Origin of the sequence: Endozoicomonas sp. SCSIO W0465, from assembly GCF_023716865.1 — a bacterium.
Taxonomy (GTDB): Bacteria; Pseudomonadota; Gammaproteobacteria; order Pseudomonadales; family Endozoicomonadaceae; genus Endozoicomonas.
In genome coordinates this window covers 4957156-4981441 of the sequence record NZ_CP092417.1, presented here as the reverse complement: position 1 = coordinate 4981441, position 24286 = coordinate 4957156, and the positions used below count along the sequence as shown (strand labels likewise).

General features: G+C 49.7%; 14 protein-coding genes. 11 read left to right on the top strand and 3 right to left on the bottom strand.

Annotated features, from left to right (window positions below; all coding sequences use genetic code 11):
- Window positions 1–168 precede the first annotated feature (168 nt).
- The 8 genes from MJO57_RS22255 (at window position 169) to MJO57_RS22225 (ending at window position 18086) form a co-directional block, all read left to right on the top strand.
- Window positions 169–3411, top strand: a complete 3243-nt coding sequence (locus MJO57_RS22255) for a hypothetical protein (protein ID WP_252018821.1) — start codon at window positions 169–171, stop codon at window positions 3409–3411.
- 144 nt (window positions 3412–3555) lie between these two features.
- A complete protein-coding gene (locus tag MJO57_RS22250) occupies window positions 3556–4794 on the top strand; it encodes a hypothetical protein (RefSeq protein WP_252018820.1) in 1239 nt (412 codons plus the stop codon).
- A gap of 81 nt (window positions 4795–4875) precedes the next feature.
- Window positions 4876–5346 (top strand): hypothetical protein, encoded by a 471-nt coding sequence (locus MJO57_RS33390; protein ID WP_371924660.1) that lies wholly within the window; start codon window positions 4876–4878, stop codon window positions 5344–5346.
- On the top strand, window positions 5307–7262 hold the full coding sequence (locus tag MJO57_RS22245) for an SET domain-containing protein-lysine N-methyltransferase (RefSeq protein ID WP_371924899.1): 1956 nt from the start codon (window positions 5307–5309) through the stop codon (window positions 7260–7262). Before MJO57_RS33390 ends, MJO57_RS22245 begins: the two co-directional genes overlap by 40 nt.
- Window positions 7263–7475: 213 nt before the next feature.
- Window positions 7476–11612: a hypothetical protein gene (locus MJO57_RS22240; RefSeq protein WP_252018818.1), complete on the top strand. Its 4137-nt coding sequence runs from the start codon at window positions 7476–7478 to the stop codon at window positions 11610–11612.
- A 112-nt stretch (window positions 11613–11724) separates the two neighbouring features.
- Window positions 11725–13344 (top strand): hypothetical protein, encoded by a 1620-nt coding sequence (locus tag MJO57_RS22235; RefSeq protein ID WP_252018817.1) that lies wholly within the window; start codon window positions 11725–11727, stop codon window positions 13342–13344.
- On the top strand, window positions 13289–15007 hold the full coding sequence (locus MJO57_RS22230; protein ID WP_252018816.1) for an SET domain-containing protein-lysine N-methyltransferase: 1719 nt from the start codon (window positions 13289–13291) through the stop codon (window positions 15005–15007). Before MJO57_RS22235 ends, MJO57_RS22230 begins: the two co-directional genes overlap by 56 nt.
- A 208-nt stretch (window positions 15008–15215) precedes the next feature.
- Window positions 15216–18086 carry a hypothetical protein gene (locus tag MJO57_RS22225; protein ID WP_252018815.1) on the top strand — a complete coding sequence of 957 codons (2871 nt, stop codon included), beginning with the start codon at window positions 15216–15218 and terminating at the stop codon, window positions 18084–18086.
- On the opposite strand, the gene MJO57_RS22220 is transcribed toward MJO57_RS22225, so the two are convergent.
- The gene (locus MJO57_RS22220; protein WP_252026884.1) at window positions 18076–19110 is read right to left on the bottom strand and encodes a transposase; all 1035 of its coding nucleotides are present in this window, start codon (window positions 19108–19110) and stop codon (window positions 18076–18078) included. The genes MJO57_RS22225 and MJO57_RS22220 overlap by 11 nt on opposite strands.
- A gap of 144 nt (window positions 19111–19254) precedes the next feature.
- Here MJO57_RS22220 and MJO57_RS22215 point away from each other — a divergent pair, with 144 nt between their 5' ends.
- Window positions 19255–19899: an SET domain-containing protein-lysine N-methyltransferase gene (locus MJO57_RS22215; protein ID WP_252018814.1), complete on the top strand. Its 645-nt coding sequence runs from the start codon at window positions 19255–19257 to the stop codon at window positions 19897–19899.
- 252 nt (window positions 19900–20151) lie between these two features.
- On the opposite strand, the gene MJO57_RS22210 is transcribed toward MJO57_RS22215, so the two are convergent.
- Window positions 20152–20385 (bottom strand): hypothetical protein, encoded by a 234-nt coding sequence (locus MJO57_RS22210; RefSeq protein WP_252018813.1) that lies wholly within the window; start codon window positions 20383–20385, stop codon window positions 20152–20154.
- A gap of 105 nt (window positions 20386–20490) precedes the next feature.
- Here MJO57_RS22210 and MJO57_RS22205 point away from each other — a divergent pair, with 105 nt between their 5' ends.
- Complete coding sequence (locus MJO57_RS22205) at window positions 20491–21834, top strand: hypothetical protein (RefSeq protein WP_252018811.1); 1344 nt, start codon at window positions 20491–20493, stop codon at window positions 21832–21834.
- Here the strand turns inward: MJO57_RS22205 and MJO57_RS22200 are convergent.
- On the bottom strand, window positions 21725–23002 hold the full coding sequence (locus MJO57_RS22200; protein ID WP_256491761.1) for an IS4 family transposase: 1278 nt from the start codon (window positions 23000–23002) through the stop codon (window positions 21725–21727). The two genes, MJO57_RS22205 and MJO57_RS22200, sit on opposite strands and share 110 nt — an antisense overlap.
- A 127-nt stretch (window positions 23003–23129) precedes the next feature.
- On the opposite strand from MJO57_RS22200, the gene MJO57_RS22195 reads away from it, so the two are divergent.
- Window positions 23130–24275, top strand: a complete 1146-nt coding sequence (locus MJO57_RS22195) for a hypothetical protein (protein WP_252018809.1) — start codon at window positions 23130–23132, stop codon at window positions 24273–24275.
- Window positions 24276–24286: the final 11 nt, after the last annotated feature.

Genomic DNA, 24286 nt, shown 5'->3' with positions numbered 1-24286 from the left:
CTATAAATCCATACCGGCAGGGACTGTATTTTGTACTACTGTTTCCTTATATTTTCAGCCTGCTGAATGCCCATGAAGTTCGTGGAACTATGTCGGGTTTATCTGGTCATTATCAACGTGCTATGAAGGCATAAACTGACCGATCAGATAAAAATAATTGTATCCCTTATGTCAACACCCGCATCAAACCACTCTGTTGTCACCACGTCGACTGTTACCGTTGCTGTTACTGAACCATTACCGGGCGGCAACAACAGAAAGCGCTATTTCTCGGGACATAGGATTCAACCCGTTGATAAAAACAGGCGAACTCAAGAGGTTTTCAGACCCCGGTTATGTGAAACGAAACAGCCTGCAAAAAAACGCAGGTGTCGGCAACGTGTGGATACCGGAAAAAATGGCACATCAGCATCAACTGGGCGGGACTCAACGTTACCAATGATGGGCCATGAAGTCAGTGCCTCGCGCCCTGCGGTTATTGTTCACCCACAGCCGATGGACATTGACCCGGATTACCGAGAAATCATCGCAAAGTTTAGCGTCACTCATCAACATCAAATCCTGCCTTCCCTGAGTCACCCGGGCGTCAAAACCGTACTTTCCAACGTCAGCACACTGCTGAAAACGCTGGAGCAAAGGGGGATTCAGCTATCCATGAATAGAGGCAACCCTCCCCTACCGACTCTTTTTTCAAAACTTGAGCGATTCAATGTGGTTACCGAACATCAAACGTGTTCAGGGTATTTTCAAAAAGCCAACGTATTCTTTTCGGCAGTGGGCAAAACGGTGAACAACACTGGTAGTTTAACCAGCATGCTACATAGCAAGAAAGGTGTAACCCTGTTAACACACATGGACGATGGGGAGGTAGCAGCCATTGCTGCCAGCCCGTTTTTAAAGCAGATTTCCTCCATGTGCAATGGCAAAGGCTTACCGGAAAAGGCGAAAGTGGCAGCCTTCCTGAAGCTGGGTTGCCTGAAAGTGGGATGGCAGGGCATTGATGAGGCCGTTAAGGACCAGCCGCTCGACCGGGCGCTGGTTGCTCACATTTCCTCCATGTGTAATGGCAAAGGCTTACCGGAAAGGGCGAAAGTGGAAGCTTTTCTGAGGCTTGGCTGCCTGAAAGAGGGGTGGCAGGGCGTTGATGAGGCCGTTAAGGACAAGCCCCTCGACCGGGCGCTGGTCATCCACATTTCTTCCATGTGTAATGGCAAAGGCTTACCGGAAAAGGCGAACGTGGAAGCTTTTCTGAAACTGGGCTGTCTGAAAGAGGGATGGCAGGGCATTGATGAGGCCGTTAAGGACAAGCCGCTCAACCGGGCACTGGTCACCAATATTTCCTCTATGTCTTCTGGTAGAGGCTTACCAGAAAAGGCGAACGTGGAAGCCTTCCTGAAGCTTGGCTGCCTGAAAGAGGGATGGCAGGGTATTGATGAGGCCGTTAAGGACCAGCCGCTCGACCGGGCACTGGTCACCAACATTTCCTCCATGTGCCATGCCAAAGGCTTACCGGAAAAAGCGAAAGTGGAATCTTTCCTGAAGCTCAGCTGTCTGAAAGCTGGATGGCAGGGCGTTGATGAGGCCGTTAAGGACAAGCCCCTCGACCGGGTACTGGTCACCTGCATTTCCTCCATGGTGTCTGGCAGAGGCTTACCGGAAAAGGCGAACGTGGAAGCCTTCCTGAAGCAGGGCTGCCTGAAACGGGGATGGCAGGGCAGTGATGAGGCCGTTAAGGATCAGCCGCTTGACCGGACACTGGTCACCCACATTTCCTCCATGTGTAATGGCAAAGGCTTACCGGAAAAGGCGAAAGTGGCAGCCTTCCTGAAGCTGGGTTGCCTGAAAGTGGGATGGCTGGGCATTGATGAGGCCGTTAAGGACCAGCCGCTCGACCGGGTACTGATTACTCACATTTCCTCCATGTCTTCTGGTAAAGGCTTACCGGAAAAGGCAAAAGTGGAAGCGTTCCTGAAGCTGGGCTGCTTGAGAGAGGGATGGCCGGGCATTGATGAGGCCGTTAAGGACAAGCCGCTCGATCCGGCACTGGTCAGCAATATTTCCTCCATGTGTCATGGCAAAGGCTTACCGGAAAAGGTGAAAGTGGAAGCCTTCCTGAAGCTGGGCTGCCTGAAACAGGGATGGCAGGGCAGTGATGAGGCTGTTAAGGGCAAGCCGCTCCATCGGGCACTGGTCACCAGCATTTCCTCTATGTGTTCTGGCAAAGGTTTACCGGAAAAGGCGATAATAGAAGCCTTCCTGAAGCTGGGCTGCCTGAAAAAGGGATGGAAGGGCAATGATGAGGCCGTTAAGGATAAGCCGATCGATCGGGCTCTGGTCACCAATATTTCCTCTATGACGTCTGGCAAAGGCTTACCGGAAAAGGCGAAAGTGGAAGCCTTCATGAAGTTAGGCTGCCTGAAAGAGGGATGGCAGGGCGACTACGAGGCCGTTAAGGACAAGCCGATCGACCGGGCACTGGTTACCCACATTTCCTCCATGTGTCATGGCAAAGGCTTTCCGGAAAAGGCAAAAGTGGAAGCCTTCCTGAAGCTGGGCTGCCTGAAAGAGGGATGGCAGGGCGATGACGAGGCCGTTCAGGACCAGCCGCTTAACTGGGCACTGATCACTAGCATTTCCTCCTTTTATAATGGTAAAGGTATACCGGAAAATACGACAGTAGAAGTATTTCTGAACCAGCGATCCGCAAACACTCGTGACGATGAGATAATTGTTATAAAAGAAGAGGCAACTGATTTAATCTCATTACCTCATCGTATTAATGACCAGGCGCCATTATGGGTGGCAGAACCGTCCGTCAAAAGGGAAGTCGGTGAAAGCAGGCAAAGACAAACAACCTTCTTTAGTCAGATCGACATACCAAATGACAGATCGATCAGAAAAAGCATTAATGAGTCCATAGCAAAGTATCAAGCTCTGGATGACGAGCAAAGAGAGCAGTATTTACAAGAGCGAATGTCCGTTCAAAAACATGATGGATCGATCTTTAGTGAGTTAAAAGGTCAGGATGAGGTCGTCGCCAACAGGGATATTTCACAATGGGAGCTGCTGGGTCATTACGCAGGTAAGCAATACCATGACAACACATACCAACAGGGAGCACGTGTCATGGGTGCTGCATTGGCCAATATTGACAGCTATAGCTTCGCTCCTGCTCATGGTGTTTTCCTCTCAGGGTACCGACAGGGAAATATAACGTCGTTGATCAATGCTTTTAGTACTTACTCTGATAAGGAAAAAAATTCCCCGGAACAAAATGTTTCGTTCCTGAGGCACAGGAATCAGCAAGGTCAGTGGATGGTGTTTATTATCGCGATAAAACCCATACCCGCTAATGAAATTCTTTGGATTGATTATGGGAACAATACTGGCAGGCGGCACGAACGCCTATAGCAATCTCTGACGATAACTCTGAAGCTTTATAAGTAGTTGACCATGCCCATGAAGTTCGTTGAACTATCTCGGGTTTATCCGGTCATTATCAACGTGCTATGAAGGCATAAACCGACCGATCAGATAAAAATAATTGTATCCCCTATGTCAACACCCGCATCAAACCACTCTGTTGTCACAACGTCCACTGCTACCGTTGCTGCTACTGAACCATTACCGGGCGGCAACAACAGAAAGCGCTATTTTTCGGGACATAGGATTCAACCCGTTGATAAAAACAGGCGAACTCAAGAGGTTTTCAGACCCCGGTTATGTGAAACGAAACAGCCTGCAAAAAAACGCAGGTGTCGGCAACGTGTGGATACCGGACAGAATGGTACATCAGCATCAACAGGGCGGGACTCAACGTTACCAATGATGGAACATAAAGTCAGTGCCTCGCGCCCTGTGGTTATTGTTCATCCACAGCCGATGGACATTGAACCGGATTACCTCGAAATCATCGCAAAGTTTAGCGTCACTCATCAACATCAAATCATGCCGTACCGGAGTCACCCGGGCGTCAAAACCGTACTTTTCAACGTCAGTACACTGCTGAAAACGCTTGAGCAAAGGGGTATTCAGCTATCCATGAGCAGAGGGATCCCTCCCCTACCCACTCTCTTTGCAAAACTTGAGCGATTCAATATGGTTATCGAGCATCAGGTTTGTTCAGGGTATTTTCAAAAAGCCAATGTGTTTTTTTCGGCGGTGGGCAAAACAGTGAACAACACTGGTAGTTTAACCAGCATGCTACATAGCAAGAAAAGTTTCACCCTGTTAACGCACATGGACGATGGGGATGTAGCAGCCATTGCTGCCAGCCCGTTTTTAAAGCAGATTTCCTCCATGTGTAATGGCAAAGGCTTACCGGAAAAGGCGAAAGTGGAAGCATTTCTGAAGCTGGGCTGCCTGAAAGAGGGATGGCAGGGCATTGATGAGGCCGTTAAGGACCAGCCGCTCAACCGGGCACTGGTCATCAATATTTCTTCTATGTCTTCTGGTAGAGGCTTACCAGAAAAGGCGAACGTGGAAGCCTTCCTGAAGCTGGGGTGCCTGAAAGAGGGATGGCAGGGTATGGATGAGGCTGTTAAGGACCAGCCGCTCGACCGGGCACTGGTTACTCACATTTCCTCCATGTGTCATGGCAAAGGCTTACCGGAAAATGCGAAAGTGGAGGCTTTCCTGAAACTGGGCTGCCTGAAAGAGGGATGGCAGGGCACTGATGAGGACATTAAGGACAAGCCGCTCAATCGGGCGCTGATCGCTAATATTTCCTCTATGTCTGCTGGTAGAGGCTTACCAGAAAAGGCGAAAGTGGAAGCCTTCCTGAAGCTGGGCTGACTGAAAGAGGGATGGCAGGGCATTGATGAGGCCGTTAAGGAAAAGCCGCTCGACCGGGTACTGGTCACCAGGATTTCCTCCATGTTTCATGGCAAAGGCTTACCGGAGAAGGCAAAAGTAGAGGCCTTTCTGAAGCTGGGCTGCCTGAAAGAGGGATGGCGGGGCGTTGATGAGGTTGTTAAGGACAAGCCGATTGACCGGATACTGGTCACCAGCATTTCCTCTATGTGCCATGGCAAAGGCTTACCGGAAAAGGCGAAAATTGAAGCCTTCCTGAAGTTGAGTTGCTTGAAAGAGGGATGGCACGGCATTGATGGGGCCGTTAAGGACCAGCCTCTCGACCGGGCATTGGTCAGCCACATTTCCTCCATGTCTTCTGGTAAAGGCTTACCGGAGAAGGCAAAAGTGGAAACTTTCCTGAAGCTGTGCTGCTTGAGAGAGGGTGGCCGGGCATTGATGAGGCCATTAGGGACAAGCCGCTCGATCCGGCACTGGTCAGCAATATTTCCTCCATGTGTCATAGCAAAGGCTTACCGGAAAAGGCCAAAGTGACAGCCTTCCTGAAGCTGGGTTGCCTGAAAGTGGGATGGCAGGGCATTGATGAGGCCGTTAAGGACCAGCCGCTCGACCGGGCACTGGTTACTCACATTTCCTCCATGTCTTCTGGTAAAGGCTTACCGGAAAAGGCAAAAGTGGAAGCTTTCCTGAAGCTGTGCTGCTTGAGAGAGGGATGGCAGGGCATTGATGAGGCCGTTAAGGACATGCCGCTCGATCCGGCACTGGTCAGCAATATTTCTTCCATGTGTCATGGCAAAGGCTTACCGGAAAAGGCGAAAGTAGTAGCCTTTCTGAAGTTAGGCTGCCTGAAAGTGGGATGGCAAGGCATTGATGAGGCCGTTAAGGACCAGCCGCTCGACCGGACACTGGTCACCAAGGTTTCCTCCATGTGTCATGGCAAAGGCTTACCGGAGAAGGCAAAAGTAGAAGCCTTTGTGAAGCTGGGCTGCTTGAAAGAGGGATGGCAGGGCATTGATGAGGCCGTTAAGGACCAGCCACTCGACCGGGCATTGGTTAGCCACATTTCCTCCATGTTTTCTGGTAAAGGCTTTCCGGAAAAGGCGAAAATGGAAGCCTTCCTGAAGCTGGGCTGCCTGAAAGAGGGATGGCAGGGCATTGATGAGGCCGTTAAGGACCAGCCGCTCGACCGGACACTGGTCGCCCACATTTCCTCCATGTGTCATGGCAAAGGCTTACCGGAAAAGGCAAAAATGGAAGCCTTCCTGAAACTGGGCTGCCTGAAAAAGGGATGGCAGGGCAATGATGAGACCGTTAAGGATAAGCCGATTGATCGGGCTCTGGTCACCAATATTTCCTCTATGAGGTCTGGCAAAGGCTTACCGGAAAAGGCGAAAGTGGAAACCTTCCTGAAGCTGGGGTGCCTGAAAGAGGGATGGCAGGGCGACTACGAGGTCGTTAAGGACCAGCCGCTCGACCGGGCACTAGTCACCCACATTTCCTCCATGTGTCATGGTAAAGGTTTACCGGAAAAGGCAAAAGTGGAAGCTTTCCTGAGCCTGGGTTGCTTGAGAGATGGATGGCAGGGCATTGATGAGGCAGTCAAGGGCAAGCCGCTTAACCGGGCACTGATCACCAGCATTTCCTCCTTTTATAATGGTAAGGGTATACCGGAAAAAACGACAGTAGAAGCCTTTCTGAAGCAGCGATCCGCAAACACTCGTGACGATGAGATAATTGTTATAAAAGAAGAGGCAACTGATTTAATCTCGTTACCTCATCGTATTAATGACCTGGCGCCATTATGGACGGCAGAACCGTCTGTCAAAAGGGAAGTTGGTGACAGCAGGCAAAGACAAACAACCTTCTTCAGTCAGATCGACATCCCAAACGATAGATCGATCAGAAAAAGTATTCATGAGTCTATAGCCAAGTATCAAGATCTGGATAACGAGCAAAGACAGCAGTATTTACAAGAGCGAATGTCCGTTCAAAAACACGATGGATCGATCTTCAGTGAGTTAAAAGGTCAGGAAGAAGTTGTCGCCAGCAGGGATATTTTGCAATGGGAGCTGCTGGGTCATTATGCAGGTAAGCAATACCATGACAACACATACCAACAGGGAGCACGTGTCATGGGTGCTGCATTGGCCAATATTGACAGCTATAGCTTCGCTCCTGCCCATGGTGTTTTCATCTCAGGGTACAGACAGGGAAATATAACGTCGTTGATCAATGCTTTTAGTACTTACTCTGATAAGGAAAAAAATTCCCCGGAACAAAATGTTTCGTTCCTGAGGCACAGGAATCAGCAAGGTCAGTGGATGGTGTTTATTATCGCGATAAAACCCATACCCGCGAATGAAAGCCTGTGGATTGATTATGGGGAACAATACTGGCAGGCAGCACGAGCGCCTATAGCAATCTCTGACGATAACTCTGAAGCTTTATAAGTAGTTGACCATTTGAAACTATATACACTGTCTGATCGACTTGATCTATAAATCCATACCGGCAGGGACTGTATTTTGTACTACAGTTTCCTTATATTTTCAGCCTGCTGAATGCCCATGAAGTTCGTTGAACTATCTCGGGTTTATCCGGTCATTATCAATGTGCTACGAAGGCATAAACTGACCGATCAGATAAAAATAATTGTATCTCTTATGTCAACACCCGCATCAAACCACTCTGTTGTCACCACTTCCACTGCTACCGTTGCTGCTATGGAATCATTACCGGACAACAACAGAAAGCGTTATTTCTCGGGGCATAGGGCCCAGCCCGTTGATAAAAACAGGCCAGCTCAAGAGGCTTTCAGGCTCGGGTTTTGCGAATCCAAACAGCCTCCGAAAAAACGCAGGTGTCGGCAACGTGTGGATACCGGACAAAATGGTACATCAGCATCAACTGGGCGGGACTCAACGTTACCAATGATGGGCCATGAAGTCAGTGCCTCACGCCCTGCGGTTATTGTTCACCCACAGCCGATGGACATTGACCCGGATTACAGTGAAATAATCGCAAAGTTTAGTGTTATTCATCAACATCAAATCATGCCATCCCTGAGTCACCCGGGCGTCAAAACCGTACTTTCCAACGTCAGCACACTACTGAAAACGCTGGAGCAAAGGGGTATTCAGCTATCCATGAATAGAGGCAACCCTCCCCTGCCGACTCTCTTTGCAAAACTTAAGCCATTCAATATGGTTACCGAACATCAAACTTGTTCAGGGTATTTTCAAAAAGCCAACGTATTCTTTTCGGCAGTGGGCAAAACGGTGAACAACACTGGTAGTTTAACCACCATGCTACATAGCAAGAAAGGTGTAACCCTGTTAACACACATGGACGATGGGGAGGTAGCAGCCATTGCTGCCAGCCCGTTTTTAAAGCAGATTTCCTCCATGTGCAATGGCAAAGGCTTACCGGAAAAGGCGAAAGTGGCAGCCTTCCTGAAGCTGGGTTGCCTGAAAGTGGGATGGCAGGGCATTGATGAGGCCGTTAAGGACCAGCCGCTCGACCGGGCGCTGGTTGCTCACATTTCCTCCATGTGTAATGGCAAAGGCTTACCGGAAAGGGCGAAAGTGGAAGCTTTTCTGAGGCTTGGCTGCCTGAAAGAGGGATGGCAGGGCGTTGATGAGGCCGTTAAGGACAGGTCCCTCGACCGGGCGCTGGTCATCCACATTTCTTCCATGTGTAATGGCAAAGGCTTACCGGAAAAGGCGAACGTGGAAGCTTTTCTGAAACTGGGCTGTCTGAAAGAGGGATGGCAGGGCATTGATGAGGCCGTTAAGGACAAGCCGCTCAACCGGGCACTGGTCACCAATATTTCCTCTATGTCTTCTGGTAGAGGCTTACCAGAAAAGGCGAACGTGGAAGCCTTCCTGAAGCTTGGCTGCCTGAAAGAGGGATGGCAGGGTATTGATGAGGCCGTTAAGGACCAGCCGCTCGACCGGGCACTGGTCACCAACATTTCCTCCATGTGCCATGCCAAAGGCTTACCGGAAAAAGCGAAAGTGGAATCTTTCCTGAAGCTCAGCTGTCTGAAAGCTGGATGGCAGGGCGTTGATGAGGCCGTTAAGGACAAGCCCCTCGACCGGGTACTGGTCACCTGCATTTCCTCCATGGTGTCTGGCAAAGGCTTACCGGAAAAGGCAACAGTGGAAGCCTTCCTGAAGCTGGGGTGCCTGAAAGAGGGATGGCAGGGCAATGATGGGGCCGTTAAGGACAAACCCCTTGACAGGGCCCTGCTCAACAACATTTCCTCCATGTATTCTTGCAAAGGCTTACCGGAAAAGGCGAAAGTGGAAACCTTCCTGAAGCTGTGGTGCTTAAGAGAGGGATGGCAGGGCAATGATAAGGCTGTTAGGAACCAGCCGCTAGACCGGACTCTGGTCACCCACATTTCCTCCATGTCTTCTGGCAAAAGTTTTCCGGAAAAGGCAAAAGTGGAAGCCTTCCTCACGCTGGGCTGCCTGAAACAGGGATGGCAGGGGAGTGATGAGGCCGTTAAGAACCAGCCACTCGACCGGACACTGGTCACTAATATTTCCTCCATGTGCCATGGCAGAGGCTTTCCGGAAAAGGCGAAAGTGGAAGCTTTCCTGAACCTGGGCTGCCTGAAACAGGGATGGCAGGGTATTGATGAGGCCGTTAAGGACCAGCCGCTCGACCGGACACTGGTCACCCACATTTCCTCCATGTGTAATGGCAAAGGCTTACCCGAAAAGGCGAAAGTGGAAGCTTTCCTGAGGCTTGTCTGCCTGAAAGTGGGATGGCAGGGCATTGATGAGGTCGTTATGGACCAGCCGATCGACCGGACACTGGTCACCAGCATTTCCTCAATGTGTCATGGCAAAGGCTTGCCGGAAAAGGAGAAAATGGTAGCCTTCCTGAAGCTGGAGTGCCTGAAAAAGGGATGGCAGGGCATTGATGAGGCCGTCAGGGACCAGCCGCTCGACCGGGTACTGGTCACCCACATTTCCTCCATGTGTCATGGCAAAGGCTTACCGGAAAAGGCGAGAGTGGAAGCCTTTCTGACGCTGGGCTGCTTGAAACAGGAGTGGCAGGGCATTGATGAGGCGGTTAAGCACAAACCGCTCGACCGGGCACTGGTCACTCACATTTCCTCCATGTGTAATGGCAAAGGCTTACCGGAAAAGGTGAAAGTGGAAGCTTTCCTGACGTTGGGCTGTCTGAAAAAAGGATGGCAGGGCATTGATGAAGCCGTCAGGGACAAGCCGATCGACCGGGCACTGGTCACTCACATTTCCTCCATGTGTAATGGCAAAGGCTTACCGGAAAAGGTGAAAGTGGAAGCTTTCCTGACGCTGGGCTGTCTGAAAAAAGGATGGCAGGGCATTGATGAAGCCGTTAGGGACAAGCCGATCGACCGGGCTCTGGTTACCAATATTTCCTCCATATTTTCTGGCAAAGGCATTCCGGAAAAGGCGAAAGTGGAAGCCTTCCTGAAGCTGGGCTGCCTGAAAGAGGGATGGCAGGGCATTGATGAGGCCGTTAAGGACCAGCCCCTCAACCAGGCACTGGTCACCCACATTTCCTCCATGTGTAATAGCAAAGGCTTACCGGAAGGGGCGAAAGTGACAGCCTTCCTGAAGCTGGCCTGCCTGAAAGAGGGATGGCAGGGCATCGATGAGGCTGTTAGGGACAGGCCGCTTGATCGGGCACTGGTTACCAATATTTCTTCCATATGTCATGGCAAAGGCTTACCGGAAAAGGCGAAAGTGGAAGCCTTTCTGAAGCTGGACTGCTTGAAAGAGGGATGGCAGGGCATTGATGAGGCTGTTAAGGACAGGCCGCTTGATCGGGCACTGGTTACCCACATTTCTTCCATGTGTCATGGCAAAGGCCTACCGGAAAAGGCAAAAGTTGAAGCCTTTCTAAAGCTGGACTGCTTGAAAGAGGGATGGCAGGGCATTGATGAGGCCGTCAAGGGCAAGCCACTTAACCGGGCGCTGATCACCAGCATATCCTCCATGTGTAATGGCAAAGGCTTTCCGGAAAAGGCGACAGTTAAAGCCATCCTGAAGCAGCGATCCGAAAATACCCGGGACGATGAGATAATTTTTATTAAAGAAGAGACAACAGATTTAACGTCATTACCTCATCGTATCAACGACCAGGCGCCATTATGGATGGCAGAACCGTCCGTCAAAAGGGAAGTTGGTGACAGCAGGCAAAGACACACAACCTTCTTCAGTCAGATCGACATCCCAAACGATAGATCGATCAGAAAAAACATTAATGAGTCCATAGCAAAGTATCAAGCGCTGGATGACGAGCAAAGAGCGCAGTATTTACAAGAGCGAATGTCCGTTCAAAAACACGATGGATCGATCTTTAGTGAGTTAAAAGGTCAGGAAGAGGTTGTCGCCAGGAGAGATATTTCGCAATGGGAGCTGCTGGGTCATTATGCAGGTAAGCAATACCATGACAACACATACCAACAGGGAGCACGTGTTATGAGTGCTGCATTGGCAAATATTGACCGCTATAGCTTCGCTCCTGTTCATGGTGTTTTCATCTCAGGGTACAGACAGGGAAATATAACGTCGTTGATCAATGCTTTTAGTACTTACTCTGATAAGGAAAAAAATTCCCCGGAACAAAATGTTTCGTTCCTGAGGCACAGGAATCAGCAAGGCCAGTGGATGGTGTTTATTATCGCGATAAAATCCATACCCGCTAATGAAATTCTTTGGATTGATTATGGAGAACAATACTGGCAGGCAGCACGAGCGCCTATAGCAATCTCTGACGATAACTCTGAAGCTTTATAAGTAGTTGACCATGCCCATGAAGTTCGTTGAACTATCTCGGGTTTATCCGGTCATTATCAACGTGCTATGAAGGCATAAACTGACCGATCAGATAAAAATAATTGTACCTCCTATGTCAACACCCGTATCAAACCACTCTGTTGTCACCACTTCCACTGCTACCGTTGCTGCAACTGAACCATTGCCGGACGGTAACAACAGAAAGCGCTATTTCTCGGGACATAGGGTTCAACCCGTTGATAGGGAAAACGGGCCAACTAAAGAGGCTTTCAGACCCCGGTTTTGCGAAACGAAACAGCCTGCAAAAAAACGCAGGTGTCGGCAACGTGTAGATACCGGAAAAAATGGCACATCAGCATCAACTGGGCGGGATTCAACGTTACCAATGATGGGCCATGGAGTCAGTGCCTCGCGCCCTGCGGTTATTGTTCACCTACAGCCGATGGACATTGACCCGGATTACCGCGAAATCATCGCAAGGTTTAGCATTACTCATCAACATCAAATCATGCCATACCTGAGTCACCCGGGCGTCAAAACCGTACTTTCCAACGTCAGTACACTACTGAAAACGCTTGAGCAAAGGGGTATTCAGCTATCCATGAATAGAGACACCCCTCCCCTGCCTACGCTCTTTGCAAAACTTAAGCGATTCAATATGGTTACTGATCATCAGGTTTGTTCAGGGTATTTTCAAAAAGCCGATGTGTTTTTTTCAGCGGTGGGTAAAACAATTAACAACACTGGCTGTTTAACCAGCATGCTGGGGAGCAAGGGCAGTGTAAACCTGTTTACTGCCATGAAAGATGGGGAGGTAGCATCCATTGCTGCCAAGCCGTTTTTAAAACAGATTTCCTCCATGTCTTCTGGCAAAGGCATACCGAAAAAGGCGAAAGTGGTCGCCTTCCTGAAGCTGGCTTGTCTGAAAGAGGGATGGCAGGGTATTGATGAGGCCGTTAAGGGGATGCCACTCGACCGGACACTGGTCATCAACATTTCCTCCATGTGCCATGGCAAAGGCTTACCGGAAAAGGCGAAAGTGGAAGCCTTCCTGAATCTGGGTTGCCTGAAAGAGGGATGGCAGGGCATGGATGAGGCCGTTAAGGACCAGCCGGTCGACCGGGCACTGGTCACCCACATTTCCTCTATGTGTCATGGCAAAGGCTTACCGGACGCAGCGAAAGTGGCAGCTTTCCTGAAGCTGGGCTGCCTGAAAGCGGGATGGCAGGGCATTGATGAAGCCGTTAAGGGCCAGCCGCTTGATCAGGGACTGGTCACCCACATTTCCTCCATGTGTCATGGCAAAGGCTTACCGGAAAAGGCGCAAGTGGAAGCCTTCCTGAAGCTGGGCTGCCTGAAAGACGGATGGCAGGGCAGGGATGAGGCCGTCAAGGACCAGCCGATTGACCGGAGACTGGTTACTCACATTTCTTCCATGTGTAATGGCAAAGGCTTACCGGAAAAGGTGAAAGTGGAAGCCTTTCTGACGCTGGGCTGCCTGAAAAAGGGATGGCAGGGCATTGATGAGTCCGTTAGGGACAAGCCACTCGACCGGTCACTGGTCACCAACATTTCCTCCATGTGTAATGGCAAAGGCTTACCGGAAAGGGCGAAAGTGGAAGCTTTTCTGAGGCTTGTCTGCCTGAAAGAGGGATGGCAGGGCATTGATGAGGCCGTTGAGGACAAGCCCCTCGACCGGGGCGCTGGTCACTCACATTTCTTCCATGTGTAATGGCAAAGGCTTACCGGACAAGGCAAAAGTGGAAGCTTTTCTGAAGCTGGGCTGCCTGAAACAGGGATGGCAGGGCGTTGATGAGGCCGTTAAGGACAAGCCCCTCGACCGGGCACTGGTCACCAATATTTCCTCCATGTTTTGTGGCAAAGGCTTACCGGAAAAGGCAAAAGTGGAAGCCTTCCTGAAACTGGATTGCCTGAAAAAGGGGAGGCAGGGGATTGGTAAGGCCGCTAAGGGCCAGGTGCTCAACCGGGCACTGGTTACCCGCATTTCCTCCATGTTTAATGGTAAAGGCTTACCGGGAAAGACGAAATTGGAAGCCTTCCTGAAGCTGGACTGCCTGAAAGAGGGATGGCAGGGCATTGATGAGGCCGTTAAGGATAAGCCGCTGGATTGGGCACTGGTCACCCACATTTCTTCCATGTGTCATGGCAAAGGCCTACCGGAAAAGACGACACTAGAAGCCTTCCTGAAGCTGGACTGCTTAAAAGAGGGATGGCAGGGCATTGATGGGTCCGTTAAGGATAAGCCGATTGACCGGGGACTGGTCACCAGCATATCCTCCTTTTGTAATGGCAGAGGCTTGCCGGAAAAGGCGAAAGTGGAAGCCTTCCTGAAGCTGGACTGCCTGAAAGAGGGATGGCTGGGCGATGACCGGGCCGTTCAGGACCAGCCGCTTAACCGGGCACTGATTACCAGCATATCCTCCATGTGTAATGGCAAAGGCTTTCCGGAAAAGGCGAAAATGGAAGCCTTTTTGAAGCTGGGCTGCCTGAAAGAGGGATGGCAGGGCGATGACGAGGCCGTTCAGGACCAGCCGCTTAACCGGGCACTGATCACCAGCATATCCTCCATGTGTAATGGCAAAGGCTTACCGGAAAAGGCAAAAGTTAAAGCCATCCTGAAGCAGCGATCCGAAAGTACTCAGGACGATGAGATAATTGTTATAAAAGAAGAGGCAACTGATTTAATCTCATTACCTCATCGTATTAATGACCAGGCGCCATTATGGGTGGCAGAACCGTCCGTCAAAAGGGAAGTTGGTGACAGCAGGCAAAGACAAACAACCTTCTTTAGTCAGAGCGACATCCCAAACGATAGAACGATCAGAAAAAGCATTCATGAGTCTATAGCAAAGTATCAAGCTCTGGATAACGAGCAAAGACAGCAGTATTTACAAGAGCGAATGTCCGTTCAAAAACACGATGGATCGATCTTCAGTGAATTAAAAGGTCAGGAAGAGGTGGTCGCCAGCAGGGATATTTCGCAATGGGAGCTGCTGGGTCATTATGCAGGTAAGCAATACCATGACAACACATACCAACAGGGAGCACGTGTCATGGGTGCTGCATTGGCCAATATTGACAGCTATAGCTTTGCTCCTGCCCATGGTGTTTTCATCTCAGGGTACAGACAGGGAAATATAACGTCGTTGATCAATGCTTTTAGTACTTACTCTGATAAGGAAAAAAATTCCCCGGAACAAAATGTTTCGTTCCTGAGGCACAGGAATCAGCAAGGGCAGTGGATGGTGTTTATTATCGCGATAAAACCCATACCCGCTAATGAAATTCTTTGGATTGATTATGGGGAGCAATACTGGCAGGCAGCACGAGCGCCTATAGCAATCTCTGACGATAACTCTGAAGCTTTTGAGTAGTTGACCCGTTGAAAGGATATAAACTATCAGGTCGACCTGATCTATAAATCCATACCGGCAGGGACTGTATTATGTACTACTGTTTCCTTATATTTTCAGCTTGCTGAATGCCCATGAAGTTCGTTGAACTATCTCGGGTTTATCTGGTCATTATCAACGTGCAATGAAGGCATAAACTGACCGATCAAATAAAAAAATCGTATCCCCTATGTCAACACCCGCATCAAACCACGCTGTTGTCACCACGTCCACTGCTACCGTTGCTGCTACTGAACCATTGCCGGGCGGTAACAACAGAAAGCGCTATTTCTCGGGACATAGGGTTCAACCCGTTGGCAGGGAAAACAGGCGAACTCAAGAGGGATTCAGACCCCGGTTATGTGAAACGAAACAGCCTGCAAAAAAACGCAGGTGTCGGCAACGTGTGGATGCCGGAAAAAATGTCACATCAGCATCAACTGGGCGGGACGCAACGTTACCAATGATGGGACATGAAGTCAGTGCCTCGCGCCCTGCGGTTATTGTTCAACCACAGCCGATGGACATTCACCCAGATTACAGCGAAATCATCGCAAAGTTTAGTGTTATTCATCAACATCAAATCATGCCATACCGGAGTCACCCGGGCGTCAAAACCGTACTTTCCAACGTCAGCACACTACTGAAAACGCTTGAGCAAAGGGGTATTCAGCTATCCATGAGCAGAGGGATCCCTCCCCTACCCACTCTCTTTGCAAAACTTGAGCGATTCAATATGGTTATCGAACATCAAACTTGTTCGAGGTATTTTCAAAAAGCCAATGTGTTCTTTTCGGCAGTGGGCAAAGCAGTGAACAACACTGGCAGTTTAACCAGCATGGTGAATAACAAGGACAAGGTAACCCTGTTTACTGCCATGGAAGATGGGGAGGTAGCATTTATTGCTGCCAGCCCGTTTTTAAAGCAGATTTCCTCCATGTGTAATGGCAAAGGCTTACCGGAAAAGGCGAGAGTGGAAGCCTTCCTGACGCTGGGCTGCCTGAAAGCGGGATGGCAGGGTGTCGATGGGGCCGTTAAGGAGCAGCCACTCGACCGGTCACTGGTCGCTAACATTTCCTCTATGTGTCATGGCAAAGGCTTACCGGAAAAGGCAACAGTGGAAGCCTTCCTGACGCTGGGGTGCCTGAAAGAGGGATGGCATGGCAATGATGGGGCCGTTAAGGGCAAACCCCTTGACAGGGCCCTGCTCAACAACATTTCCTCCATGTATTCTTGCAAAGGCTTACCGGAAAAGGCAAAAATAGAAGCTTTCCTGACGCTGGGCTGCCTGAAAGAGGGATGGCAGGGCATTGATGAGGCCGTTAAGGAAAAGCCGCTCGACCGGGCTCTGGTCACCCACATTTCCTCCATGTCTTCTGGCAAAGGCTTTCCGGAAAAGGCAAAAGTAGAAGCCTTCCTGACGCTAGGCTGCCTGAAAAAGGGATGGCAGGGCATTGATGAGGCTGTTAAGGACCAGCCGCTCGACCGGGCTCTGGTCACTCACATTTCCTCCATGTCTTCTGGCAAAGGCTTACCGGAAAAGGCGAAAATTGAAGCCTTTTTGAAGTTGAGTTGCTTAAAAGAGGAATGGCAAGGCATTGACGAGGCCGTTAAGGACAAGCCGCTTAACCGGTCACTGGTCAGCCATATTTCCTCTATGTGTCATTTCAAAGGCTTACCAGAAAAGGCGAAAGTGGAAGCTTTTCTCAAGCTGGGCTGCCTGAAAAAGGGATGGCAGGGCGTTGATGAGGCCGTTAAGGAGATGCCGATCGACCAGGCACTGGTCACCAACATTTCCTCCATGTGTAATGGCAAAGGCTTACCGGAAAAGGTGAAAGTGGAAGCCTTCCTGAAGCTGGGGTGCCTGAAAGAGGGATGGCAGGGCATCGATGGGGCCGTTGAGTACCAGCCGCTTGATCGGGCGCTGGTCACCAACATATCCTCTATGTGTAACGGCAAAGGCTTGCCGGACAAGGCAAAAGTGGAAGCTTTTCTGAAGCTGAGCTGCCTGAAAGCGGGATGGCAGGGTATTGATGAGGCCGTTAAGGGGATGCCACTCGACCGGACACTGGTCACCAACATTTCCTCCATGTGCCATGCCAAAGGCTTACCGGAAAAGGCGAAAGTGGAAGCTTTCCTGAAGCTGTGCTGTCTGAAAGCGGGATGGCAGGGTATTGATGAGGCCGTTAAGGATAAATCACTCGATCGGGTGCTGATCACTCACATTTCCTCCATGTGCAATAGCAAAGGCTTACCGGAAAAGGCGAAAGTGGAAGCCTTCCTGAAACTGGATTGCCTGAAAAAGGGGTGGCAGGGGATTGGTAAGGCCGCTAAGGACCAGCCGCTCAACCGGGCACTGGTTACCCGCATTTCCTCCATGTTTAATGGTAAAGGTTTACCGGGAAAGACGAAATTGGAAGTCTTCCTGAAGCTGGACTGCCTGAAAGAGGGATGGCAGGGCATTGATGAGGCCGTTAAGGACAAGCCGCTTGATTGGGCACTGGTCACCCACATTTCTTCCATGTGTCATGGCAAAGGCCCACCGGAAAAGACGACATTAGAAGCCTTTCTGAAGCTGGACTGCTTGAAAGAGGGATGGCAGGGCATTGATGGATCCGTTAAGGATAAGCCGATTGATCGGGGACTGGTCACCAGCATATCCTCCTTGTGTAATGGCAGAGGCTTGCCGGAAAAGGCGAAAGTGGAAGCCTTCCTGAAGCTGGACTGCCTGAAAGAGGGATGGCTGGGCGATGACAAGGCCGTTCAGGACCAGCCGCTTAACCGGGCACTGATCACCAGCATATCCTCCATGTGTAATGGCAAAGGCTTGCCGGAAAAGGCGAAAGTGGAAGCCTTTCTGAAGCTGGGCTGCCTGAAAGAGGGATGGCAGGGCGATGACAAGGCCGTTCAGGACCAGCCGCTTAACCGGACACTGATCACCTGCATATCCTCCATGTTTAATGGCAAAGGCTTCCCGGAAAAGGCAAAAGTTAAAGCCATCCTGAAGCAGCGGTCCGAAATCACTCAAGACGATGAGATAATTGTAGGACTTACGCATTGATGACACCGATAAATTTTGGTAGGAGGTGATCCTTCCCCTTTGCAAAACTCTCAATGAAAGCGCCTATTGTCTCTTTAAACAGCCCCCGTTGGTGCTGATAAATATTCGTAAACTCCTGCTCTATCTGCATTTTCTGGAGATAAACAAAAGCTAAAATTGCAGCAAATATATGGTTTCTGACGGGTCGTTCGCTGCGAACCTGAAAGTGCTCAATATGGCAAACCTGCTTGATCGCCCTGTGAAACTGTTCGATCTGCCAGTGCTGGTCATGGATCTGCTTGAAGTCATTGCGTTCAAAAGGGACTTCCTCTGGCAAGTAAACCACGTAGTGGCGACGCTGGTCTTTTAGCATCGTCCTGAACAACCGGATCTTACCGAAGTCTTTGAGCCATACATCCAGACCATTGTCGGGGATGTCGAGGTGTTGAACCTGCTGCCATTTACCTTTTTCCAGTGATACTGTCCTGTTTTTCTCAACGGCAAACATAAACCCAGTCTGATGGTTTTTAATCGTCTTCAGGTTAGTCGTGCAGCTGTACCAGGAGTCACCGGTAACGAACGCTGGCTTCAGCCCCCATACCAGCACTTCAATCAACATTTCACGGAAGTAGTCGTTTTTTGTCTTGTCTTCCGATTTGTCGTATATCCTGTAATTCACCGGCATATGGCGCCCGGATACGTCGGTGTAATAAAGGGTGATGAGGTTAACTCCCTTAACCACTCGGTGATGTTTACCCGACCAAAAGTGGCCAACCAGTGCCACGGAGTAGCTATAAGGTTTGTCGAGCACGCTGTCATCAACGCTCAGGGTGCCGCCAATAGGGTTTAAACTTTTGACTGCTTCATCGTACATATCTTTGGGCTGATAGTTTTCACGCTTAAGAAAGCGGTTTGCGCTATCGTGAGAAAAGTCGGTAACCTCGGCCAGTCTTGTGCATGTTGATGATTTTGGCTCACTAATCAAAAAGCCAATGTATTTTGCAAGAGTGCATCGTGCAGTGGTCGGTCGAGTGGTAGTTCTCACTTTCATCCCTGAAGACATCTGTTTTTTGGCATTATCAAATTTTAGAGCCTGTTGTCAATGCGTAAGTCCTAAATTGTTATAAAAGAAGAGGCAACTGATTTAATCTCATTACCTCATCGTATTAATGACCAGGCGCCATTATGGGTGGCAGAACCGTCCGTCAAAAGGGAAGTTGGTGACAGCAGGCAAAGACAAGCAACCTTCTTTAGTCAGATCGACATACCAAATGACAGGTCGATCAGAAAAAGCATTCATGAGTCCATAGCAAAGTATCAAGCTCTGGATAACGAGCAAAGAGAGCAGTATTTACAAGAGCGAATGTTCGTTCAAAAACACGATGGATCGATCTTCAGTGAGTTAAAAGGTCAGGAAGAAGTTGTCGCCAGCAGGGATATTTCGCAATGGGAGCTGCTGGGTCATTATGCAGGTAAGCAATACCATGACAACACATACCAACAGGGAGCACGTGTCATGGGTGCTGCATTGGCCAATATTGATAGCTATAGCTTCGCTCCTGCCCATGGTGTTTTCATCTCAGGGTACAGACAGGGAAATATAACGTCGTTGATCAATGCTTTTAGTACTTACTCTGATAAGGAAAAAAATTCCCCGGAACAAAATGTTTCGTTCCTGAGGCACAGGAATCAGCAAGGTCAGTGGATGGTGTTTATTATCGCGATAAAACCCATACCCGCGAATGAAAGCCTGTGGATTGATTATGGGGAACAATACTGGCAGGCAGCACGAGCGCCTATAGCAATCTCTGACGATAACTCTGAAGCTTTATAAGTAGTTGACCATGCCCATGAAGTTAGTTGAACTATCTCGGGTTTATCTGGTCATTATCAACGTGCTATGAAGGCATAAACTGACCGATCAAATAAAAATAATTGTACCTCCTATGTCAACACCCGTATCAAACCACTCTGTTGCCACCACTTCCACTACTACCGTTGCTGCTGAACCATTACCTAGCGGCAACAACAGAAAGCGCTATTTCTCGGGACACAGGATTCAACCCGTTGATAAAAACAGGCCAGCTCAAGAGGCTGTCAGGCTCGGGGTTTGCCAATCGAAACAGCCTGCAAAAAAACGCAGGTGTCGGCAACGTGTGGATACCGGAAAAAATGTCACATCAGCATCAACTGGGCGGGACTCAACGTTACCAATGATGGGCCATGAAGTGCCTTGCGCCCTGCGGTTATTGTTCACCCACAGCCGATGGACATTGACCCGGATTACCGAGAAATCATCGCAAAGTTTAGCGTCACTCATCAACATCAAATCCTGCCATACCGGAGTCACCCGGGCGTCAAAACCGTACTTTCCAACGTCAGCACACTACTGAAAACGCTTGAGCAAAGGGGTATTCAGCTATCCATGAATAGAGGCAACCCACCCCTACCGACTCTCTTTTCAAAACTTGAGCGATTCAATATGGTTACCGAACATCAAACGTGTTCGGGGTATTTTCAAAAAGCCAATGTGTTTTTTTCAGCTGTGAGCACAACAATGAACAACTCTGGCTGTTTAACCAGCATGCTACATGGCAAGAACAGTGTAACCCTGTTAACGCACATGGACGATGGGGATGTAGCAGCCATTGCTGCCAGCCCGTTTTTAAAGCAGATTTCCTCCATGTGTAATGGCAAAGGCTTACCGGAAAAGGCGAAAGTGGAAGCTTTTCTGAAGCTGGGCTGCCTGAAAGAGGGATGGCAGGGTATTGATGAGGCCGTTAAGGACCAGCCGCTCGACCGGGCACTGGTCACTCACATTTCCTCCATGTGTAATGGTAGAGGCTTACCAGAAAAGGCGGACGTGGAAGCCTTCCTGAAGCTGGGCTGCCTGAAAGAGGGATGGCAGGGTATGGATGAGGCCGTTAAGGACCAGCCGCTCGACCGGGCACTGGTTACTCACATTTCCTCCATGTGTCATGGCAAAGGCTTACCGGAAAATGCGAAAGTGGAGGCTTTCCTGAAGCTGGGCTGCCTGAAAGAGGGATGGCAGGGGATTGATGAGGCCGTTAAGGACAAGCCGCTCAACCGGGTACTGGTCACTCATATTTCCTCTATGTCTGCTGGTAGAGGCTTACCAGAAAAGGCGAAAGTGGAAGCCTTCCTGAAGCTGGGTTGCCTGAAAGAGGGATGGCAGGGTATTGATGAGGCCGTTAAGGACCAGCCGCTCGACTGGGCGCTGGTCACTCACATTTCCTCCATGTGTAATGGCAAAGGCTTACCGGAAAGGGCGAAAGTGGAAGCTTTTCTGAGGCTTGTCTGCCTGAAAGAGGGATGGCAGGGCATTGATGAGGCCGTTAAGGACCAGCCGCTCGACCGGGCGCTGGTCACTCACATTTCTTCCATGTGTAACGGCAAAGGCTTACCGGAAAAGGCGAAAGTGGAAACCTTCCTGAAGCTGTGCTGCTTAAGAGAGGGGTGGCAGGGCATTGATGAGGCCGTTAGGGACCAGCCGCTCGACCGGGTACTGGTCACCCATATATCCTCCATGTGTCATGGCAAAGGCTTACCGGAAAAGGCGAAAATTGAAGCCTTTCTGAAGTTGGGTTGTTTGAAAGAGGAATGGCAGGGCATTGATGAGGCCGTTCTTAAGGTAGACATTAAGCTCCACCCACTGCACAGAAGCCTAATCTTGTACGCCCTGAACAACCATCCCGTGCAGGGTGTTCTCGTTTCGCATTATTTCCCCAGAAGTCCAGTAGCTTTTTAATGCATGAGACCAATGACTTTCCTGCATTCATCAACGATGAAATCACATTACCAAACAGGTGAGTCCCACTTTTCATCACCTTGTGCGTCGAGATTTCCTCAATGCTCCCACTTTCACAGAGGTTCGCCTGTGCAGCATGGGCAAGGTACCTTTTCAACGTCACAACCACAAAGGACATCAGAATCAGGCTAAACACCAGTGTCGCTGATTTGGTGTTAAAACGATGCCACCCTGAATAGGATTTGATCTCTTTGAAAATCAGCTCTATCTGCCACCGTAGACGATAGGCCTGGAGCACATCACTCAAGGTGAACTCCACCCGGTTCAGGTTGGTCACAACGAAAACCCACTTCTGTTTTTTGTCATTCCAGCGGACAACCAAGCGGAATGGCCAGGCTTTGAATCCCGGCCATTCTACATCCAGGTCGAGGCACTGGTCTTTGGGGAAGCCAGACAGTACATCCTTCAGTTTTTGTCCTTTGTAGCGATTGAGATTCTTGCCATCCTCCCGTACCGCGCTGAGTATCGTCGGGTTGATACTCTGAGGTGCCTTGCAGATAAAAGAACCCTCCCTGTCATCAATAGCGGCAAAGAGTTCCAGCTCAAAATAACCGGCATCCATTAGCATCAGGATATAGGCCATGGATGTTGGCAGTGGTGGCAGACAGTCTCTTTCTGAACGGGTATCTTCAGTCAGCTGCACCCGCACCAGGTTGTTGGTGAGAAGATCCATTGTCGTATGAAGCTCGACGGCAGCAGGACTGACCGTTGAGAACCTGCCGGGAAATGCTTCTTTCAGGGCATCATAGACAGCTTGTGACGAACCGTCCTGAATCAGAATGTGCTCAAACTCTGAAAATGGACTGTCTTCATCAAACGCCATGACTTTGCGGGAAAATATTTCCAGACACTGCACCCATAGCCACAGGATAAGAGTAGGCAGCGCGTCCTTTTTAGCTTGATTTGCCCAAGAACGATAAGAGACATTCAGCCCCGTCAACTCGTTAAATTTACGGTGTAGATCCGCCTGGGTATCGCAGTTTCCATCACCAGCGAGGGCATCGATCAGTGAGAGGATAAAATCCAAAGGACGGATATCTCGCTGTCGTATAGTAAAACCAAGCTGTTCCGCCATACTTAGGAGTTCTGACCGGTCGAAACAGGTCAACAGTTTTTTTCAACTAATCTACTATTTGCAGTACTCATCTTGTTCAGCCATTGATAATGGTTTCGAAGCTTTATTGTGGCTGTTCAAGGTGGGTTCTGCCGCCGGAAACGAACCTTTTTTGAGCTTAATGTCTACCCTAAGTGAGGCCGTTAGGAACCAGCCCCTCGACCGGGCTTTGGTTGCCCACATTTCCTCCATGTGGCATAGCAAAGGCTTACCGGAAAAGGCGAAAGTGGAAGCCTTCCTGAAGCTGGGCTGCCTGAAACGGGGATGGCAGGGCGTTGATGAGGCAGTCAGGGACCAGCCGCTTGACCGGTCACTGGTCACCAGCATTTCCTCCATGTGTAATGGCAAAGGCTTACCGGAAAAGGCGAAAGTGGAAGCCTTCCTTAAGCTGGGCTGCCTGAAAGACGGATGGCAGGGCATTGATGAGGCCGTCAAGGACCATCCGATTGACCGGAGACTGGTTAGTCACATTTCTTCCATGTGTAATGGCAAAGGCTTACCGGAAAAGGCAAAAGTGGAAGCCTTTCTGAAGCTGGGCTGCCTGAAAGAGGGATGGCAGGGCATTGATGAGGCTGTCAAGGGCAAGCCGCTTAACCGGGCACTGATTACCAGCATATCCTCCGTGTGTCATGGCAAAGGCTTACCGGAAAAGGCGAAAGTTAAAGCCATCCTGAAGCGGAGGTCCGAAAACACTCAGGACGATGCGATAATTGTTATAAAAGAAGAGGCAACTGATGTCATCTCGTTACCTCATCGCATTAATGACCTGGCTCCATTATGGGTGGCAGAACCGTCCGTCAAGAGGGAAGTCGGTGACAGCAGGCAAAGACAAACAACCTTCTTCAGTCAGAGCGACATCCCAAACGATAGAACGATCAGAAAAAGCATTCATGAGTCCATAGCCAGGTATCAAGATCTGGATGACAAGCAAAGAGAGCAGTATTTACAAGAGCGAATGTCCGTGCAAAAACACGATGGATCGATCTTTAGTGAGTTAAAAGGCCAGGAAGAGGTTGTGGCCAGCAGGGATATTTTACAATGGGAGCTGCTGGGTCATTATGCAGGTAAGCAATACCATGACAACACATACCAGCAGGGAGCTCGTGTTATGGGTGCTGCATTGGCCAATATTGACAGCTATAGCTTCGCTCCTGCTCATGGTGTTTTCATCTCAGCGTACAGACAGGGGAATATAACGTCATTGATCAATGCTTTTAGTACTTACTCTGATAAGGAAAAAAATTCCCCGGAACAAAATGTTTCGTAATTTCTCAAAAA

Coding starts and splice junctions, on each gene's coding strand:
- MJO57_RS22255 (WP_252018821.1), top strand. CDS start 169: ATGTCAACACCCGCATCAAACCACTCTGTTGTCACCACGTCGACTGTT.
- MJO57_RS22250 (WP_252018820.1), top strand. CDS start 3,556: ATGTCAACACCCGCATCAAACCACTCTGTTGTCACAACGTCCACTGCT.
- MJO57_RS33390 (WP_371924660.1), top strand. CDS start 4,876: ATGTTTCATGGCAAAGGCTTACCGGAGAAGGCAAAAGTAGAGGCCTTT.
- MJO57_RS22245 (WP_371924899.1), top strand. CDS start 5,307: ATGTGTCATAGCAAAGGCTTACCGGAAAAGGCCAAAGTGACAGCCTTC.
- MJO57_RS22240 (WP_252018818.1), top strand. CDS start 7,476: ATGTCAACACCCGCATCAAACCACTCTGTTGTCACCACTTCCACTGCT.
- MJO57_RS22235 (WP_252018817.1), top strand. CDS start 11,725: ATGTCAACACCCGTATCAAACCACTCTGTTGTCACCACTTCCACTGCT.
- MJO57_RS22225 (WP_252018815.1), top strand. CDS start 15,216: ATGTCAACACCCGCATCAAACCACGCTGTTGTCACCACGTCCACTGCT.
- MJO57_RS22210 (WP_252018813.1), bottom strand. CDS start 20,385: ATGAGTGACGCTAAACTTTGCGATGATTTCTCGGTAATCCGGGTCAAT.
- MJO57_RS22205 (WP_252018811.1), top strand. CDS start 20,491: ATGAATAGAGGCAACCCACCCCTACCGACTCTCTTTTCAAAACTTGAG.
- MJO57_RS22195 (WP_252018809.1), top strand. CDS start 23,130: ATGTCTACCCTAAGTGAGGCCGTTAGGAACCAGCCCCTCGACCGGGCT.